The sequence below is a fragment of the Streptomyces sp. NPDC028305 genome (genome assembly GCF_055569495.1).
The window spans coordinates 20,568-37,861 of the sequence record NZ_JBVHTN010000013.1; the positions used below are offsets into that span (position 1 = coordinate 20,568).

General features: G+C 70.2%; 21 protein-coding genes. 10 read left to right on the forward strand and 11 right to left on the reverse strand.

Annotated elements, in window-relative coordinates; all coding sequences use genetic code 11:
- Nucleotides 1–161: 161 nt before the first annotated feature.
- Nucleotides 162–1,664, forward strand: coding sequence for a family 43 glycosylhydrolase (locus tag ACZ4WQ_RS43235; protein WP_468022846.1), 1,503 nt, complete (start codon nt 162–164; stop codon nt 1,662–1,664).
- A 15-nt stretch (nt 1,665–1,679) separates the two neighbouring features.
- Here the strand turns inward: ACZ4WQ_RS43235 and ACZ4WQ_RS43240 are convergent, their stop codons facing one another.
- The gene (locus ACZ4WQ_RS43240; RefSeq protein WP_385340405.1) at nt 1,680–2,162 is read right to left on the reverse strand and encodes an Lrp/AsnC family transcriptional regulator; all 483 of its coding nucleotides are present in this window, start codon (nt 2,160–2,162) and stop codon (nt 1,680–1,682) included.
- 93 nt (nt 2,163–2,255) lie between these two features.
- Between ACZ4WQ_RS43240 and ACZ4WQ_RS43245 the strand changes: the two genes are divergently transcribed.
- Entirely contained in the window at nt 2,256–2,729 is a 474-nt protein-coding gene (locus ACZ4WQ_RS43245; RefSeq protein ID WP_358844638.1) for a rhodanese-like domain-containing protein, read from the forward strand.
- Nucleotides 2,730–2,766: 37 nt separating this feature from the next.
- The gene (locus ACZ4WQ_RS43250) at nt 2,767–3,879 is read left to right on the forward strand and encodes an ABC transporter substrate-binding protein (RefSeq protein ID WP_398369007.1); all 1,113 of its coding nucleotides are present in this window, start codon (nt 2,767–2,769) and stop codon (nt 3,877–3,879) included.
- Nucleotides 3,880–4,038: 159 nt separating this feature from the next.
- Here ACZ4WQ_RS43250 and ACZ4WQ_RS43255 read toward each other — a convergent pair whose 3' ends face one another.
- The 3 genes from ACZ4WQ_RS43255 to ACZ4WQ_RS43265 form a co-directional block, all read right to left on the reverse strand.
- Nucleotides 4,039–4,329: a hypothetical protein gene (locus ACZ4WQ_RS43255; RefSeq protein WP_398369005.1), complete on the reverse strand. Its 291-nt coding sequence runs from the start codon at nt 4,327–4,329 to the stop codon at nt 4,039–4,041.
- Nucleotides 4,330–4,513: 184 nt separating this feature from the next.
- On the reverse strand, nt 4,514–4,780 hold the full coding sequence (locus tag ACZ4WQ_RS43260; protein WP_385340399.1) for a hypothetical protein: 267 nt from the start codon (nt 4,778–4,780) through the stop codon (nt 4,514–4,516).
- A gap of 152 nt (nt 4,781–4,932) precedes the next feature.
- On the reverse strand, nt 4,933–5,253 hold the full coding sequence (locus ACZ4WQ_RS43265; protein ID WP_385340394.1) for a hypothetical protein: 321 nt from the start codon (nt 5,251–5,253) through the stop codon (nt 4,933–4,935).
- Nucleotides 5,254–5,485: 232 nt separating this feature from the next.
- Here ACZ4WQ_RS43265 and ACZ4WQ_RS43270 point away from each other — a divergent pair, with 232 nt between their 5' ends.
- From ACZ4WQ_RS43270 to ACZ4WQ_RS43290, 5 genes are all read left to right on the forward strand, one after another.
- Nucleotides 5,486–6,325 (forward strand): helix-turn-helix domain-containing protein, encoded by an 840-nt coding sequence (locus ACZ4WQ_RS43270; RefSeq protein ID WP_385340392.1) that lies wholly within the window; start codon nt 5,486–5,488, stop codon nt 6,323–6,325.
- Nucleotides 6,322–6,543 (forward strand): DUF397 domain-containing protein, encoded by a 222-nt coding sequence (locus tag ACZ4WQ_RS43275; RefSeq protein WP_385340390.1) that lies wholly within the window; start codon nt 6,322–6,324, stop codon nt 6,541–6,543. The genes ACZ4WQ_RS43270 and ACZ4WQ_RS43275 overlap by 4 nt, the downstream gene beginning before the upstream one ends.
- Before the next feature lie 113 nt (nt 6,544–6,656).
- The gene (locus ACZ4WQ_RS43280; protein ID WP_468022847.1) at nt 6,657–7,673 is read left to right on the forward strand and encodes a zinc-dependent alcohol dehydrogenase; all 1,017 of its coding nucleotides are present in this window, start codon (nt 6,657–6,659) and stop codon (nt 7,671–7,673) included.
- Between the two features lie 106 nt (nt 7,674–7,779).
- Complete coding sequence (locus ACZ4WQ_RS43285) at nt 7,780–8,583, forward strand: LLM class F420-dependent oxidoreductase (protein WP_358844624.1); 804 nt, start codon at nt 7,780–7,782, stop codon at nt 8,581–8,583.
- Complete coding sequence (locus ACZ4WQ_RS43290; RefSeq protein WP_468022848.1) at nt 8,580–9,857, forward strand: MFS transporter; 1,278 nt, start codon at nt 8,580–8,582, stop codon at nt 9,855–9,857. Before ACZ4WQ_RS43285 ends, ACZ4WQ_RS43290 begins: the two co-directional genes overlap by 4 nt.
- A 29-nt stretch (nt 9,858–9,886) precedes the next feature.
- Here ACZ4WQ_RS43290 and ACZ4WQ_RS43295 read toward each other — a convergent pair whose 3' ends face one another.
- The 6 genes from ACZ4WQ_RS43295 to ACZ4WQ_RS43320 form a co-directional block, all read right to left on the reverse strand.
- Nucleotides 9,887–10,888 (reverse strand): ABC transporter substrate-binding protein, encoded by a 1,002-nt coding sequence (locus ACZ4WQ_RS43295; protein ID WP_311727266.1) that lies wholly within the window; start codon nt 10,886–10,888, stop codon nt 9,887–9,889.
- 79 nt (nt 10,889–10,967) lie between these two features.
- Complete coding sequence (locus ACZ4WQ_RS43300; protein ID WP_311727467.1) at nt 10,968–11,528, reverse strand: ABC transporter permease; 561 nt, start codon at nt 11,526–11,528, stop codon at nt 10,968–10,970.
- Nucleotides 11,529–12,155: 627 nt separating this feature from the next.
- Nucleotides 12,156–12,926, reverse strand: coding sequence for a helix-turn-helix transcriptional regulator (locus ACZ4WQ_RS43305; RefSeq protein ID WP_311727267.1), 771 nt, complete (start codon nt 12,924–12,926; stop codon nt 12,156–12,158).
- Nucleotides 12,927–12,982: 56 nt separating this feature from the next.
- Nucleotides 12,983–13,795, reverse strand: coding sequence for a helix-turn-helix transcriptional regulator (locus ACZ4WQ_RS43310; RefSeq protein WP_311727268.1), 813 nt, complete (start codon nt 13,793–13,795; stop codon nt 12,983–12,985).
- Between the two features lie 481 nt (nt 13,796–14,276).
- Nucleotides 14,277–14,693 (reverse strand): hypothetical protein, encoded by a 417-nt coding sequence (locus tag ACZ4WQ_RS43315; RefSeq protein ID WP_385340381.1) that lies wholly within the window; start codon nt 14,691–14,693, stop codon nt 14,277–14,279.
- A gap of 62 nt (nt 14,694–14,755) precedes the next feature.
- The gene (locus tag ACZ4WQ_RS43320) at nt 14,756–15,184 is read right to left on the reverse strand and encodes an ATP-binding protein (protein ID WP_385340379.1); all 429 of its coding nucleotides are present in this window, start codon (nt 15,182–15,184) and stop codon (nt 14,756–14,758) included.
- Nucleotides 15,185–15,336: 152 nt separating this feature from the next.
- Between ACZ4WQ_RS43320 and ACZ4WQ_RS43325 the strand changes: the two genes are divergently transcribed.
- Both ACZ4WQ_RS43325 and ACZ4WQ_RS43330 read left to right on the forward strand, forming a co-directional pair.
- The gene (locus tag ACZ4WQ_RS43325; RefSeq protein ID WP_311727271.1) at nt 15,337–16,272 is read left to right on the forward strand and encodes a helix-turn-helix domain-containing protein; all 936 of its coding nucleotides are present in this window, start codon (nt 15,337–15,339) and stop codon (nt 16,270–16,272) included.
- Nucleotides 16,238–16,489 (forward strand): DUF397 domain-containing protein, encoded by a 252-nt coding sequence (locus ACZ4WQ_RS43330; RefSeq protein WP_398897146.1) that lies wholly within the window; start codon nt 16,238–16,240, stop codon nt 16,487–16,489. Before ACZ4WQ_RS43325 ends, ACZ4WQ_RS43330 begins: the two co-directional genes overlap by 35 nt.
- 72 nt (nt 16,490–16,561) lie before the next feature.
- Here the strand turns inward: ACZ4WQ_RS43330 and ACZ4WQ_RS43335 are convergent, their stop codons facing one another.
- Entirely contained in the window at nt 16,562–17,155 is a 594-nt protein-coding gene (locus tag ACZ4WQ_RS43335) for a lytic polysaccharide monooxygenase auxiliary activity family 9 protein (RefSeq protein ID WP_311727273.1), read from the reverse strand.
- Nucleotides 17,156–17,294 lie beyond the last annotated feature (139 nt).

A 17,294-nucleotide genomic window follows, 5' to 3' on the forward strand; every position in this document is an offset into this window, starting at 1 on the left:
CCCATACACGGCGCCGAGCGCGGCTGACGGTACGCACTCGGGCCGTCGTCACCGAACGCGTCCGTTCTCTTGACGCCCGTCCGGCGCCGCCTCTACCTTCTGGCCGAAGTCACGTACAGCGTTCGTAATTTCGAACAGGCCGCCGCTGGAAGGGACTTGCCGTGCTCCGCACCCGCACCCGCCGCTGGTTGATCCTCGGGGCCGCGCTCCTGGCCCTGCTCGCGCCCTTGGTCACCGTCCAGTCCGCGCAGGCCGCCGCCGCGGCCGACGGCAGGCCGTACACCAACCCGGTCAAGGCGCAGAAGGGCGCCGACCCCTGGCTGGAGTACTACAACGGCAGCTACTACCTGGTGACGACCTCGTTCACCGGTGAGCTCACCATGCGCAAGTCGCCCACGCTGGCCGGCCTTTCCACCGCGCCGAGCGTCCAGGTGTGGTCCGACTCCACCTCGGGCCGCAACTCCAACTTCTGGGCACCCGAGATCCACTTCCTCGACGGCAAGTGGTACCTGTACTACTCCGCAGGCAACCGAGGCTCCGCCTGCTGCGACTCCCAGCGCACCCATGTGCTGGAGAGCGCGGGCTCCGACCCCATGGGCCCGTACACCTACAAGAACAGCCTCACCGGATCCAACCTCACCCCCGGCGGCTGGCTCATCGACGCCAGCGTGCTCCGGCACGGCGGCAAGCTGTACCTGGTGGGCAGCGGCTTCATCAACGGCAGCGCGCAGAGCCTGGTCATCGCGCCGATGAGCAACCCGTACACGCTCGCCGACTCCACCTTCACCATCATCTCCAGCCCCACCCTGAGCTGGGAGACCTCCGGCAGCCCGGTCAACGAGGGCCCCGAGCCGCTCTACCGCGGCGGCCGCACCTTCCTGACCTTCTCCGCCAGCTCCTGCCAGACCCCCGACTACAAGCTGGGCCGGCTGGAGCTCACCGGCGCCGACCCGCTGAACCCCGCCGCCTGGACCAAGAAGCAGACGCCGGTCTTCCAGCGCGATGACGCGGCCGGCGTCTACGGCCCCGGCCACAACGGGTTCTTCACCTCCCCCGACGGCACCGAGAACTGGATCGTCTACCACGGCAACAACACGGCCGGCGGCGGCTGCGGCAACGGCCGCACGCCCCGGGCGCAGAAGTTCACCTGGAACGCGGACGGCACCCCGAACTTCGGCACCCCCGTCGCCCTGGGCACCACCCTGCCCGGCCCGTCCGGCGAGACGGCGACCACCCCGACCGCGTACACCCTGGTCAACCGCAACAGCGGCAAGTGCCTGGACGTATCGGGCGGCAACACCGCCGACGGCACCAACATCTTCCAGTGGACCTGCACCGGCGGCGCCAACCAGAAGTGGCGCGTCGAGGACATGGGCGACGACACCAGCCGCCTGGTGAACGTGGCCACCGGCAAGGTCATGGACACCGCCGACTGCTCCACCGCCGACGGCGCCGACATCCGCCAGTGGTCGTGGCTGAACAACAACTGCCAGAAGTTCCGGCTCGTCTACACCGGCGGTGACCACGTCCGGATCACCAACGCCAACAGCGGCAAGGTCGCCGACGTCGCCGACTGCTCCACGGCGGACGGCGCGGACGTACGCCAGTGGACCTGGCTGAACAACAACTGCCAGCAGTGGCGGCTCGTCCCCACGACCGCCTGAGGCGGGGCCGGTGGGTCAGTCGGCGGACCCTCCGGACGGTACCCGGGACACGACCGTCGTCACCGAGCGGCTCGGAAGCGGGCTGGAGTAGACGACACTCGTGGTGACGGAGCCCAGGGCGGCGATGCGGCCCGTGGTGCGTTCCAGGTCGCGCATCGAGCGGGCGACGACCTTGAGGACAAAGCAGTCCTCGCCCGTCACATGGTGGGCCTCCACGATCTCGGGAGTGGTGTCGAGCAGGTCGTGGAACGGCTTGTAGTTGCCAGTGGGGTAGCGAAGACGGACGAAGGCCAGGATGTCGAGCCCCAGGGCCTCGGAGCTCACGATGGCCGAGTAGCCGGAGATGGCGCCGCTCTCCTCCAGCCGTCGGACGCGTTCCGTGACGGCGCTCGGCGACATGGAGACGCTACGGGCCAGCTCGGCGTAGCTGGCGCGGCCGTTGCGTTGCAGGGCTTCCAGGATGCGTATATCGGTTGTGTCAAGGGAATCAGCGGCCATAGCCGATGGATACCACGAATTGCACGGCGCGGTGCGGGCCGGACCGTTGATCTTGAGTTCTGGGGAATGGGCGGGGAGCCTAGCGTTGAGGACATGTCCAAGACCCTGATCAGCGCGGCCCTGCGGGTGCCGCCGACGGCACCCGCAGAGGCGGCCGCCTTTTTCGCCGCACGCCTTGCCTTCCAGGCCGATGTGTCCGATGTCCGCGCCTCACTGGAGTCCGGTGACCCGGGCTTCGTGCTCATCGACTCACGCGGGGACGAGGCGTGGGCGCAGGGGCATGTCCCCGGTGCGGTACATCTGCCGACCGCCGAGATACCGGCGCGCGCCGCGAACCTGCTGAACCCTGCCGTTCCGGTCATCACCTACTGCTGGGGGCCCGGCTGCGACGGCGCGACCCGTGCCGCGCTCGCCCTCGCCCGGCTCGGCTACCAGGTCAAGGAAATGATCGGCGGCATCGAGTACTGGATCCGTGAGGGTTTCCCGGTCGAGGGCCCGAACGGTGTGGTGCGGCGCGCGGCCGACCCGTTGACGGCGCCGGTCGGATCCGCTCACTGCGCTTGCTGATGCTGCTACCGAATCGTCGCTCAGGAGACGCCCACGCATGAACACGCCACCATCGCCACCTGGCTCGGAGCGGACCGACGGATCAGCCGTCCGGATCGGCGCTCTCGTTCCGCTGACCCGGCCCGGCTGGGTCGAGGCGGGCCGACACCTGCTCGCCGGCCTCGAGCTGTCCGTTCGCGAGGTCAATGACGCCGGCGGGATCGCCGGACGACCACTCGAGCTGGTGGTCCGGGACACCGCGGCCGATCCACAGAGGGCCGCGGCGGCCGTGGACGAACTGGCTCACCTCGGCGTGGCCGCGTTGGCGGGCGAGTATCACAGCGTCGTCGCTCGCGCCGCCGCCGCCAGGGCAGACGCCCTCGGCCTGCCGTTCCTCTGCTCGTCCGCGGTTCTCGACACGCTCACCGAACAGCCCACGGAATGGGTCGCACGCCTCGCCCCGGCGCAATCCCACGGCTGGCAGATCTACGCGGACTTCGTCCTCGGCGCGGGCCACAGCCGAATCGCCGTAGCAGCCGAGCCGAGCGTCTACTGGGCATCCGGGGCCCGCATTCTGCGGGACCACCTCGCTCCACGCGGCGGCACCCTCATCGAACTCGACATGCGCGCGCTCACCCCCGAGGCGGTGTGCGACGAACTCGTCGGCCATCGCGCGACAGCCCTCCTTCTTCTGGTCGGCCACCCGGAACCGGCCGTGCCGATCGTCAAGTCCGTCCGCCGCGACCAGCGCCTTGCCGAGATCTTGATCGGCGCTCCGGCCGGGCAACCGGAGTTCGCCGAATGGGCGCAGCTGCTGGGCGACGACGGAGCCGCGATCCCGTTCCTGCGCTACCTGCCCGAGCACCTCAGCCCACTCGGCGCACGGGTCGAGACGGCCCTCCGCGAGCGGCTGGCCGAAGCGCCCTCCTTCGTCGCCTTCGAGGGCTACGACACGGTCGCCGTCCTCACCGATGTGCTGCGCTCCCACGGCACGGACCGGGCGCGCATCGCGGAATCCTGGCCGCGCGTCGCAGTCGAAGGCACGCGCGGGCAGATCCGGTTCTCCCGCACGCCAGGCATCAACGTCTGGCAATGGGCTTGGGCGCCAGTCCAGGTGGTTGACCGAGATCCGGCGGAACCCGATCGCTTTCGGATCCTCCACATCGGCTGAGTACGTCGGAGGCGATCAGCGCGGCGTATCCCGTTTCAAACGAGCCGGATGCCGGTTCAGCGCCGTGGTCTGAGCGGCTGCACTCACTGATCGACGAACTCGATGCGCTGGAACCGGCGTTCACCACGTACGACCGTCTCCGGTTCGACAGCCTGGTCGCTACGGCGTGAATCGGATGGTTACGTGCGCCCAGCCGTCCGGGCTCACGTACTGCCATGCGCCGACTTCGTCCGCGGACAGCATGGCCTCGGAGTACAGGGCCCCGACCAGGAGTTTCCAGGGCTCGGCTCGCTCGCCGGATTCCTCGTGCGACCGGTCCCGTATCGACTCGTCGGCGGCCTTGAATACGGTCGTGCGGAGGTCCACGTACCGTGGCGTGTGTGCAGTACCTGTGGTGACCCCGATTTCGCTGATGAACGTCCATTCGGCGTGCCAGGGTCCATGTGGCATGGGTTGATCGTCCGCTCTGGCGAGGTGTTCGGTGAGTTCTGTCTGCGCGGGCCCCGAGTTTGCGGTGAGTATCGGACAGCGACACGCCATGGCGTCGGCGTGTCGCTGTCCGATACTCACCGCAAATTCAGCCGCCGAGCCCGCGCCCCTGCCGGGGTGTTTCCGTGGGGGACGGAAACGGTGGTCACCCGGCAGAGGGCGGCGTCCGCGCGGAGGCGATGCCTCGTTGACGCTGGGCGTGCAGCCGGGCGATGGCGCGTAGCTGCCGCCGTTCGTACGTGGTGGCGGGGCGTACGGATGCCTGGGGCGAGCGCCAGGTGAGGCCGGTTGGGCGGGTGAGGCATACGAACGGCCCGACGAAGTCGGTGATGGTCGCGGGCATGTCGTAATGCCGGTCGTAGACCACCATGCCGACCGCGAGGCTGGGCTGAATGCCGGTCCTCTTCGTCACTTCGGCCCCCGCCCCAGATGCTGGGCAATCTGTTCACTCAGGGCGGTGGACTGCTGCCACAGTTCTTCAAGAGTGGGGCGATCGTCGCCGCCCTGCCCCTGCGGTCCGTCGTCCTGCCCCTGCTGCGGTGGGGGCGTTGCCGGAGTGGTCATCTACGCCACCACCCTCACGCCATGGATGACGCGCGGGCCGATGTCGATTCCGTGCACAGCCAGCCATAGCGTCCGCCGCAGCCGACGCGCAGCGCGCTCCTCGCGTTGCGCGTGCGCGAGGACGTACGGCCGGACCATGGCGGGAGCGGGGTCGTCCGGCAGCTCGGAGAGGACGGGCTGTGCGGGTACGTGGGGCACTCGGGCCGGACGCGGCAGCGTCGGCGTGTGCTGGTGCGGCGCGGCGCGGTGACGGCCCGACGGCGGCAGCAGTAGACGTAGCAGCGCTTCGAAGATCCACGCGATAGCCTCTGACACGCTCATCAACCTCCCAGGGGTTGTGGGCCACGCCCCCGGGCCGCGGTGCATGCGGTTGCGGGGGTCTTGCGTGTGGCCGGTGGTGTGGCGACTGACTGCCCCGGATGCGCACCGGGCGTAGTCCATCGGTCACCAAGAGAACACGACGTCCCATAGACTTGGGGGACTTCAGCGCCGGGTCCAAAGTCTGCTGCGCGCGGTACCCCCGGTCGTGACTCCGTAACGGGAGGTCAGAGTGGTGGACGAGACCACCCCGTCCGAAGACTTCAGTCAGCCGCCCAACGCTCTTCAGCGCTTCGGAGCGGATGTGAGGCGCGTACGCCTCGGACGCAAACTCACGCAGAAGCAGTTAGGTAAAGCGACGGGCTACTCGGAGGCCTACGTCAGCACTGTGGAGTCGGGGAAGCAGATGCCCAGCGAGAAGTTCGCGAGAGGCTGCGACCTGGCGTTCGGAACAAACGGGCTGTTCGCTGGGCTGCTGAAGCGGATTGACGAGGGGGACCACCCCTTGTGGTTCGTCCCGTACCTCAACTTGGAGCAGAAGGCCTCGCGGATACTGGACTACTCCGCGAACCTCGTGATGGGCATCCTCCAGACCGAGGACTACGCGCGGGCCATCTTCCGTGCATCCCACCCTCGGGAGAAAGCGGAGGTGATTGAGGGCAGGGTTGCCGCACGACTGCGGCGTCGCGAGGTGTTCGAACGGGAAACTCCGCCGCTCCTGTGGGTCATCCTTCATGAGGCATGCTTGCGAACGGTCGTAGGTGACGCCAAAGTCATGGCGCGGCAGCTTGAGTACTTGCTGACGGCAGTCGCGTCACAGCAGGTAGACCTCCAGGTCATGCCGTTCTCGGCAGGAGCCCCTGCCACGAACGCCATGATGCCGTTCACGTTGCTGATGTTCGCTGACTCACCCACCGTGCTTTACTCGGACGGGCCGCAAGGAGGCAGGCTGTACGACTCGGCCAGGACGGTTGAGGCGGCCTTGGATAACTACGATCGGCTGAGGGCACATGCGTTGTCCCCGGGCGAATCGCTAGCCCTTATCAGGACCCTGTTGAAGGAGCACGGATCATGAGCGCTGACCTCGATTTCACCGTCGCCGAGTGGGTCAAGTCCTCCTACAGCGGGGGCGATGGGGGGCAGTGCGTGGAGTTCTCCCCCACCTTCGCCACGTCCGGTGTGATACCGGTCCGGGACTCCAAGGCCCCGAACGGTCCGGCACTCGTCTTCCCGGCGGACGGCTGGACGGCGTTCGTCACCGCCATACGGTGCGGGGAGTTCCCCGCCACCTGATCCGCCCGACAACTCCCTTCCGACGCACACGGCTTGTGATCTTTTCCTTGCCTCGGTCCCCGGCCCAGGCATAGCCTCCGGGCACAACGACCGTAATTCGGAAGGCAGTTCCCATGCGTACAGCTGTCATCACCGCGCCAGAACAGGTGGAAATCAGAGAGATACCTGTACCGGACGTGGGCGACTCCGAGGTGCTCGTACGCATCGCCGCGTGCGGGGTGTGCACCATGGAGGCCAACCTGTACGCCGGACGCATGACCGTCTACCCCGCCGCCGCCGGCCATGAGATCGCCGGGTGGGTCGAGAAGGTGGGCGACAAGGCCACCGGGCTCGACGACATGCCGGCCGTCGGCGACCTCGTCACCATCGACGGGCTCCCGCGCTGTGGCACCTGCCGCAGCTGCCGGGCCGGCCAGTCCGCCATCTGCGTCGCTCTCCAGGGCCACAAGCGCGAGGACGGCGCGATCGCCATGGGCGCGGGGCTCGCGGACTACATCAAGGTGGACGCCTCGCGGGTGTGGTCCGTGGGCGACACCGACCCGGCCGTCGCCGCCATGGGCGAGCCGCTCGCCTGCGTGGTCCACTCGCTGCGCCGCGGCGCCTTCGGGGCCGGTGACCGGGTCACCGTGATCGGCGCCGGCTACATGGGCCATCTGCACCTCGCCGTGACCAAGGCGCTTCAGGCGCGCAGCGTGGCCGTGGTGGAACGGGACGAGCAGCGCCTGGCCGCCATCGCGGCGGCCGGCGCGGACGCGGCCGTCACCCCCGACGACCTCGGTGAACTGCCCGCCGCCGACGTGGTGTTCGTGACCATCGCCTCCAAGGACGCCATCGCCGCCGCGCTGGCCACGGTCGGCGACGGCGGCCGCATCGTGCTCTTCGGCGGCTCCCCCGGCGGGCCGCCCGCCGAGCTGCCCGGCTACGAGGTGCACCGCCGCCAGCTGACGGTCACCGGCTCCTTCAGCCATGAGCCGGAGGACTGGCGCGCGGCGGCGGAGCTGTTGCGCGGGGGCGCGCTGACGGGGCGGCTGGAGACGCTGGTCACGGCGCGGTATGCGCTGGACGAGGTCGAGAAGGCGCTGAAGCAGGCCGCGGAGACGCCGGTTTACCGGGTCGTCGTGACCCCGTAGCCCTGCGGACGGCTCTGGGGCTCCGCCCCAGACCCCGCTCCTCAATCGCCGGAGGGGCTGGATTTGGGGGCGCGGGGAGCAAAACCCACTTACCGAGAGGAACACCGTGCCGCAGAGAACCCTGCGCGTGGGCGTGCAGCTGCACCCCCAGCACACCGAGCTCGACCAACTCCGCACCGCCTGGCGCGAGGCCGACGCCCTCGGCGTCGACTCGATCTGGACCTGGGACCACTTCCTGCCGCACCACGGCGACCCGGCCGGCAACCACTTCGAGTGCTGGTCGCTGCTGTCCGCGATGGCCGTCGAGACCAGCCGGGCCACCATCGGCCCCCTCGTCAGCTGCACCGCGTTCCGCAATCCGCATGTGCTCGCCGACATGGCCCGCACCGTGGACCAGCTCAGCGGGGGGCGGCTGGTCCTGGGGCTCGGCGCGGGGTGGTTCGAGGCGGAGCACACGGAGTACGGCATCCCGTTCCCGGGGCCGGCCGAGCGCATGGACGCGTTCGCCGCCTCCCTCACGGCCGTCAAAGAGCGGCTGGGGAAGCTCAACCCCGGGCCCGCCGGGCCGCTTCCGCTGCTGATCGGCGGCGCCGGGCGGCGGCGCACGCTGGAGCTGGTGGCGCGCGAGGCCGACTGGTGGAACTGGTACGGCTGGGCCTCCGAGGACCCGGTCGCCGATTTCCGCGAGCTGAACGGCGTGCTGGACCAGTGGTGCGAGCGGGTCGGCCGCGACCCGGGCGAGGTGGCCCGTACGGTCATGGTCAACCCGGACCAGCTGCCGCTCGTGGAGGGCTTCGCCGAGGCCGGAGCGGTCCATGTGGTGCTGTCCCTGGCCGCGCCGTACGACCTGCGCCAGGTGGAGGAGCTGCTCAAGGTGCGCGAGGCGCTGGGCGCCGGGCGGGCTTCTTGACGGCAGACGCCGCGCCGCCCCGCGAGTCCCTGGGGCGGCGCTTTCGCCTGCTCATGGGCTGTCTGCTGCTGTCCACCCTCGGCAACGGCCTCTGCTTCCCGTTCACGGCCATCTACATCAGCGAGCTACTGGGGCTGGGCTCCCGGGCCGCGGGCGGCTACTTCATCGCGATGGCGGCGGCCAGCTTCGCGGCCGCGCTGCTCGGCGGGCCGCTCGCGGACCGGGCGGGGCCGCACCGGGTGGGGGCGCTGGGCGCCGCTGCGCTGGCGGTCGGGTACGGGACGCTGGCGCCGGTCGACTCGGTGGTTCCGGTGCTGATCTCGGGCGCGTGCGTCGGGGTGGGCTTCGGCCTGTTCTACGCCTCGATCGTCGGCGTCGTGGACGCCGCGGTCCCGGAGAGCGGGCGCCGTACCGCCTTCTCCGTCCGGCACATCGTGAACAACGTGGGGATCGGGGCGGGCTCGGTCGTCGCCGGGCTGATGCTGCATGGGGCGCAGGCCCCGGTCGGGACGCTGCGCTGGCTGTATGTGGCCAACGCGGCGGCCGCGGTGCCGCTGATGGTGGCGATCTGGGCGCTGCGGCCGCGGGAGTCCGCCCAGGTACGGGAAGAGAAGAGCGAGCCGGGCGGCGGGCCGACCTACCGCACGCTGCTGCGCGGCCGCCCGATGGCGCTGCTGGTGCTGGCCCAGGCGCTGTTCGCGATCGTCGGCTTCACGCAGATCGAGGCCACGGTGCCGCTGCTGCTGCACGACCACATGGGCGTCACGCTGGGGTGGGTGTCCGCGGTGGTGGCGGCGAACTCGTTCGCGCTGGTGGCGCTCCAGCCGCTGCTGCGACGCCGGCTGGAGCGGCTGCCGGAGACGGTCGCGCTGGCCGCCGGTCCGGTGCTGTGGGCGGCGGCGTTCGGCTGCGGTCTCGGCGCGGTGCTCGCCGGGGACTCGGCCTCGTCCGTGGTGCGGTACGGGCTGCTGCTGGCCTTCGCGGTGGTGTTCGCGGCGGGCGAGCTGATGTATTCCTCGGCGTTCTATCCGCTGTTGCTGCGCTGGTCCGGGGAGGCGGCGGTCGGCCGGGCGAGCGCGCTGGCGTCGCTGGCGTGGAACCTCGGCACGGCCTCCGGGCCGCCGATCGGGCTGTTGGTGATCGCGCACACCTCCGCGACGGGCAGTTGGATCGCGCTCGCGGGCGGCGCGGCGGCGGCGTTCGCGGTGGCGGGCGCACTGCACCACCGGGCGACGGACCACCGGGCGACGGAGCACCGGGCGGCGGGCGGGTGAGCTCCCGCCGCCCGGCCGGGTGTGGCTGACTACGCCTTGGGCAGATAGTCGTTGGAGTACGCCTCTTCAGGGGTGACCGTCTTCTCCAGCAGCCCCTGCTCGTACATGAAGTCCGCCATGCGGCTCCAGCTCTGCGGGTCGTTGGCACCCAGGTCGCCCGCGTCGTTCTGCATCATGGGCGTGGTGGCCTTGAGCACCGCGAGCGCGTTCTTGTGCCGCTTGGAGTCTCCCAGCCCGGGCACGTACTTCTCGCTGAGCTTGACGGTCTCCTCGGGGTTGTCGATGGCGTACCGCAGACCCCGCAGAGATGCCTCGACGAACTTCTTCATGTCGTCGCCGCGCTTGTCCAGCGTCTTTTTCTCGACACCGATTCCCACCCCGACCAGCGGGTCGCCCTCCGCACCCCCGTCGAGCGTCAGGGCGCGGACCTCCTTGCCGGCCTCCTGGAAGGCGATGGCGTCATTGTTGAGGTAACCCATCACACCCTCGACCTTTTTGCCGGTCAGCGCCGCCTGCTGGGTGAAGCCGATGTTCTTCACGTCGGCGTCCTTGACAGAGAGGCCGCCCTCTTTCAGCAGGGCCAGCAGACCGAAATAGGTCTCGCCATAGGGACCGGGGGTGCCGATCGTACGGCCCTTCAGGTCCGTGGGCTTCTTGATGTCGGATTCCTTGGGGACGATCAGACCCACGGGGTATTTCTGATAAAAGGTGGCGATGTCCACGATGGGGAGATTCTTGGAGCGGGCCTGGAGCATCTCGTCCCCGCCCGCGTAGACCACGTCTTCCTTGCCCGACTTCAGGGCTCCGAAAAGATCTTCCGCGGCACCGTGGTGACGCAGGGTGACATTCAGCCCGGCGTCCTTGTAGTACCCCTTCTCGGCCGCCACATAGAACGGGGCGAACTGGATGTTGGGCGTGTAGGTCAGCCCGACCGTGATGCTCTCTCCGACCTTGTCCCCCGCGTCCTTCGGCTTCTCGGCGCACGAGGTCAGGGTGGCCAGCGCCACCACCGACGCGAGAGCCGCCCCCATGACCCGGTGTCTCGGGGTGTGCCTCGTGGACGTCCTAACCAAACGCACGTACTTCTCCTCAATGAGTGGAAGATGTCGGTCAGCGCTGTACGAGCCGCTCGACCAGGCGAATCACGCCATAGAAGACTGCGGCGAGAAGTGCGAGCATGACGAGCGTCGAGAACAGCCCAATGGTGTCGGCCTCCTGCCGCTGGACCGACAGGAGCTGTCCCAGCCCCTCGCCGCCCATGACGAACTCGCCGACCACCGCACCGGTGATGGACAGGGTGAAGCCGTTGCGCACCCCCGTGAGGATGCTGGGCAGCGCGAGCGGCAGCTCGATGTACCACAGCATCCCCCACCAGCCCACGCCGTCCACGCGCGCGGCCCCCATCACATCGGGGTCCAGCGAACGCAGGCCCAGTACGGTGTTCACCAGGATGGGGAAGAAGACCAGCAGCGCGCACAGCATGGCGAAGGGCAGCAGCCCGTAGCCGAACCACAGCGCGAACAGCGGGGCCAGGGCCACCGCGGGCACCGCCTGCGACGCGGCCAGATACGGCTGGAGCGCCGAGGCCGCGAGGTCACTGCGCGCGATGAGGTAGCCGAGCGGCAGGGCCACCCCGAGCCCCATGCCGCAGCCCGCCAGCGCCTCCCGCACCGTCTGCTCGGTGTACTTGGGCAGATCGCCGTGCAGCAACTCGTCGACGAAATGTTTCGCCAGGTCGTACGGCGCCGGGAGGTAGAACGTGTCCACGGCGCCGACGCGGATGGCGAGATCCCACACGATGAGCAGGGCCGCCCCGAATACGAGCGGCGGGAGCACCCCGCGGAACAGGGATCCCGCCGCGTTCCCGCGAACTCGGCGGCCATGCGCCCCTCGGGCGCTTTGACTTCCGCGACCCCTGTGTGATGCCTTTCCGCTGTTCTTCCCGCTGTTCTTGCCGGACTTTCGTACCTGTCCGGGACGGGGTGAATGCGGCGGGGCCGTCCCCGGTCCGCCATCGGCGCCCGCCGTGGCGGTCGCACCCCTTCCGCGCCCTTGCGTCATCCCCAAATCCCCTTGTATTACCGGCTGTTGCCAGATCTCCCGGCACGCCCGCGTGCAACCTATCGCCAGCCCGCTCCGGATCACAATGCGGTTGGGAAAAAGGAAATCGCTCCGTCATGAAAAAGAGCTTGACGGCGATCTTAGCCGGGCTCTTGACGGCGATCTTGACAGGGATGTTCCCGGGACTCTCCCGCAGGTTCTTCCCGCCGGTTGTCACCGGTTGTCCACGCCGGTTCTTCACGCACCGCCGGAGAATCGGTCGAGGATGCCGAGCTCGGAGGCGCGCACACCGGCCTGAAAACGGGAGTTCACCTCGAGCAACTCCAGGATTCCGGTGACGTACCGGCGGTAGGTGCGCACCGAGATCGCCAGCTCGCGGGCCGCGGCCTCGTCCGTGACCCCGTCCCCCAGCCGCCGCAGCACCCGCCGCACCATCTCGGTGCGGGCTCGGTTGCCGAAGTCGAGGGGGCGGACGGCGGGCGCGGCGGTGCGCCAGATGTTGCCGAACATGCCGTGCAGCGCGGCGACGACGGCGGGGTCCTGGACGAGCGAGGCCTGCCGCCCGTCGGCCGAGTCCGTGCACACCAGGGCGGTCCGGCCGTCGGCGATCACGGCCGTGGGCAGCGCGACCGCCGCGATCCGGATCTGCGCGGGGCGCGCCCCGAGGCCGCCGCCCGGCCCGAGCGCGGGGCCGGGCTCGGCCAGGGGCCGGGTGCGCAGCACCCGTACGTCGACCGTGTCGCCGAGGCCCGAGACCAGGGCGTGCAGGGCCGCGTGGTCGGCGGCCAGCCGGGGGCTCGGCTCCGGAAAGGCGGCGTCGACGCTGCGCACGGCCTGGCCGGCGACCTCCTCGGCGGCGGCGAGAAAGGCGGCGTCCGCCACCCCCACCTCGGCGAACTGCGCGCTCCGGGACTGCCGGGCCCGGTGTTCGTGGACGGTGGACTCCAGGAGGGTACGCACCTCCCGCAGGGTGCGGTCGAGGACGTCCTCGCTGATCCGCTCCGTCATCGCTTGGTCATGCCTTCGTCATCCCGCCTCGCGACATGGTCAGGTCTCGAGTGCTCTCAGGGGTGGCCCGGCAGCAGCCCGGCCTCCACGGCCCGCACCCCCGCCTGGAACCGGGAGTGCGCGCCCAGCTCGCGCATGATCTCGGCCACGTACCGGCGGTAGGTACGCAGCGACACCTTGAGGTCGCGCGCCGCCACCTCGTCGGTGAGGCCGGCCCGCAGACACTCCAGGATCAGCAGCGCGGAGTCGGTGCACAGCCGTCCGGCCGGGCGCGGGGGCTCGGTGAGCGCCACGGCGTTCCCCCAGGCCCCGGCGAACATCAGATCCAGGGTCTGCACCGTGGCCGGGTCCTCCACGAGCGAGACCCCCGGCCCCGCCCGCTCCGGCTCCCGCCCCGCCCCGCGGTGCGGCTCGGGCTCCGGCCGTACGTAGCCGATCCGGCCGTCGACGAGCAGGGCCTCGGGTAACCCGCCGTCGGTCGTCCGCGCCTCGCAGCGCGGGTCGGTGCGCGCCAGCGCGCGGATTCGCGGGCCGGCCAGGGCGCGCGGCAGACACAGCAGCCGGACGGCGACGCCCTCACGGCCGGGGACGGGCGGACGGGCGAGCGCCGAGCAGACGGCCTCCTCCTGCTCCGGGTCTCCGGACAGGACGACGGCCACGGTCCGCTCGGCTCCGGCGATGAGCCGGACGGCCGCCTCGGCGACCGAAGGACCGCCGGGCCCGGCCCGCACCCACGACTGGCGGGCCAGATCCTGGCGGTGCCGGGACACCGCGGTCTCGATCAGGTCGTGCGCCGCCAGCAGCGCCCGCTCCACATGGTCGGAGCCCGCGGCGCCGGCCGCCCCGTGCTCGGGTGACGGCTCGGGCATCCTCGCAAGACCAACCATGACTTCCCCTGCTGGGCGAAGGTGACCTATTCATCGAATTTCGGGCCTGGTTCGAGAATTTCTGGTCGTGCAGTTGCTCGTGCCACTCCCGCCTCGCGTTCTTCTTGTTGCGCCACGCAGGCAGGAGCAATTGCCATGCAATTTCGCCGACGACACTAATTCGCACACAGCGACGACGTCAACGCAACAGGTTAGGTAAAGAGTTGGCAAATGACGGCGTGTCAGATCCTAGCGCATCGCATCGCGCGTGGAACGACACGCCGTCTGTCAGGAAGTTGCAGGCATCCCCGGCGCACGGCCGCCGACCCGACACCGAGCGCATCCACGGGACCACACTGGGCGAGCGGCGGCGCGAGCCGCTGTCCGGTTGCTGCCAGCCGCCCGCCGGATGCCTGCTACCCCCGTCCGGGGGGTGAGACGCCGCCGGGCGCCGGGGGCCGACGCGTCGCGCCGCGTCCCGTCGCTACGAGCCGAAGCTGATGGGGCCGTGGAAATCCCGGCCCTGAATAACGGGCCCGGTGATACGGGCATCGCCCGAGACGGAATTGTGGACGGCGCCGGCCTCTCCGGACGGCGTTCCGTACCGGCTCATCCAGGCCGCCAGATCGCGGCTCAACTCCGGGTCCTGACGGGCCCGTTCGACCAGCAGCTCGGCCAGCCGGCGCAGTTGCTCCGGGTCGTCGTACGGAATCGTGACGGGCTCGCCGTCACCCGCCGGGTCCGCGCCCGGGTCGCCCGCGGGATCCGCCCCCGGGTCGGCCGCACCCCGCCGCAGCACCCTGCGGGACAGCGCGCTCAGCCCCTCCAGCGCCCGCCGGCCGGCCTCGCCGCCGGCCCCGGACACCACCGCGATCAGCGCTCCCGCCGTCAGCGGATCCATCGGCCCCTCCCCGGTTCACGCGCCGCCATCGTCATCCACACAGCACGCTACCGAACGGCGGCTCACGGACCGACGGATTCCGCACGAAGCGTGAACCAGACCGTCTTTCCCGTGGTGTTGAGGTCCGTGCCCCATTCGTCGGCCGTCTTGCTCAGCAGGAACATCCCGCGCCCGCTCTCGGACAGGAAGTCAGGCTCCTTGACCACCGGCAGCGAGGACTCGGTGTCGCTGACGGCGGCCCATATTCCGTACGGGCGGCTCTCCAGGGTGAGCACGCAGTCGGGCGAGGCGGCGTGCTTATGGACGTTGGACAGCAACTCGGTGACGCACATGGCCGCCGGGGTGATCAACTCCTCGCGGCCCCACTGGCGCAGCCGCGCGCCCACGACGCGGCGCACGTCCGCGAGCGTCTGCGGATGGACGCGCAGACGTAGCTCGTATCTCTCCCAGCCACCGCTGGGAGGTGCCCCCTGCGGGGTGTTCTCTGCCATGTCGTCCAGGGCCCTCCAGAGCACGGCGCGCTGCCGTGTCGCACAGGCGATCCTGTCCCATGTCCGTGCTACTCGCAATGTTTCGACCCACTCACGCAAGACTGGCATATGCCGCCTGGTCGTCGTAGTTGGCGATACGTCAGACTGGCGGTATGTCCTACCACCCAGTGCCCACCGTGCGGCGCAGGCGGCTGGGGTCCACTCTGCGGAAGCTGCGCACCGAAGCGGGGATGACGTTGGACGCGGCCGCCGAGGCGTTGAACGCGGCCCAGAGGGGGCGCGCGGACGCCCGCCGCTGGAGCGCCCCCAAGCTGTCGCGGATAGAGAACGCGAACGCGACGATCCGCGCCACCGAGGTCGCCACCCTGCTCGAGGCCTACGCGATCAGCGACGCCGAGGTGCGCGCGGCGCTGGAGAGGCTGGCCAAGGACGCCGGGAAGCGCGGCTGGTGGCAGACCTACCGCGGCGTGGTCGCCCCCGCGTACGCCGACTACATCTCGCTGGAGAGCGACGCCGAACGCGTCCGCGACTACGCCCCGCTGGTCGTCCCCGGCCTGCTCCAGACGCCCGACTACGCGCGGGAGACGATCGCCGCCAACGCGGTCGCCCGCACCGAGGCGGAGGTCGCCGCGCTCGCCGAGGTGCGGCTGGCCCGCCAGGCGGTGCTGACGCGCCCGCGCGCTCCGCTGCTGCTGTGGGCCGTGATCCACGAGGCGGCCCTGCACCGGCGGTTCGCCGGCCGCCCGGCCATCATGACCGAGCAGTTGCGGCGGCTGCGGGACGTGGCGGACTGGCCCACGGTCACGCTCCAGGTGATGCCGATCGACGCCGCGCCCAACCCGGGGGACGCGGGCGCCTTCACGCTCGTGGGGTTCCCCGGTCCGATGCCGGACGTGGTCACCCAGGAGAACCTGCGCGGCCCCGTGTACGTCGAAGGAGTCGACGACGTCAATGTCTTCGCCGACGCCTTCGGCCACATCGTCGACAGCGCGCTGTCGCCGGATGAGACGAAGGCCCTCCTCGACGGTCTCGTAGGAAAGAGGGCCCCACACCATGAACATCCCCGAGTTACCCGAGAACCCGCATGACGCGGCCCCGAGCCCGCATCCGCCCGCCGGCGCGGCCCGCCCGCGCTGGCGCAAGTCCTCGCACTCCGTGGGCGAGGGCCAGTGTGTCGAGGTCGCCGCGTGGGACGGCCTGGTCCGGCTGCGCGAGAGCGACGACCCGGGCGCGGTCCTCGGCACCGCCCCGGCCGTCTGGGCCGCGTTCGTACGCGGCGTGAAGGCGGGCCTGTACGACGTGTGAGACGGCGCGGGGCCCGACCCGAAGGCGGACGCTGACGGGCCGGGCCCCGCGGTGTTCAGACCCGTGGGCTCATCAGAACTGCACGTCCGAGCACGCGTAGAAGGCGTTGGAGGTGTCGGCGACGGTCCACACGGCGAGGATCAGGTGCCTGCCGGTCTTCCCGCTCGGGATGGTGCCCGCGTGGGAGAGCGTGGACGGCGGCCGCTGGCCGTTGTACGGGACGGTCAGGAACGGCGCGGAATCCAGGCTCGCGCGGGTGAGCTTCTGGCTGGGGTTCCAGCCGTTCTTGGTGATGTAGTACTTGAAGTCCGTCGTGGCGTGCGAGGCGGTGAAGCGCCAGGTGAAGGTGTAGCTCTGCCCGGCAGTGAGCTTGGTGGTCGGCCACTGGCCGCCACGCGGGTCGTCCAGCTGGGAGAACCTGCTGTTGCCGCCCGCGCAGATCGTGCCGTCGGCCGGACCGCCCGACGGGAAGCCCTTGGGGCCCTCGACGCTCTGCGGCTCGTACTGGATGTCGCCGCAGTTGGTGACGGTGCCGTTGGCACACAGCTTCTGGCGGCTGATGGGCGAGTCGGTGTAGGCGTGGCCGACGGCGCTGCCGCCGGTGGTGAGGACGGAGATCGCCGCGAGCCCGATGCCGATCACAGCGGCGCTGATCTTCTTGCGCATGCTTCGCTCCTGAAGACGTGGGGAGTGCTTCGGCGAGCCGAGTGCATTGCGGTCTAGACCAAGTCGCAGAGTAGCGGCGAATTCTTAGTCATGTCCATACCAAGTCAGGGACATGTCCATACCAATGGAGCGCGCCCGG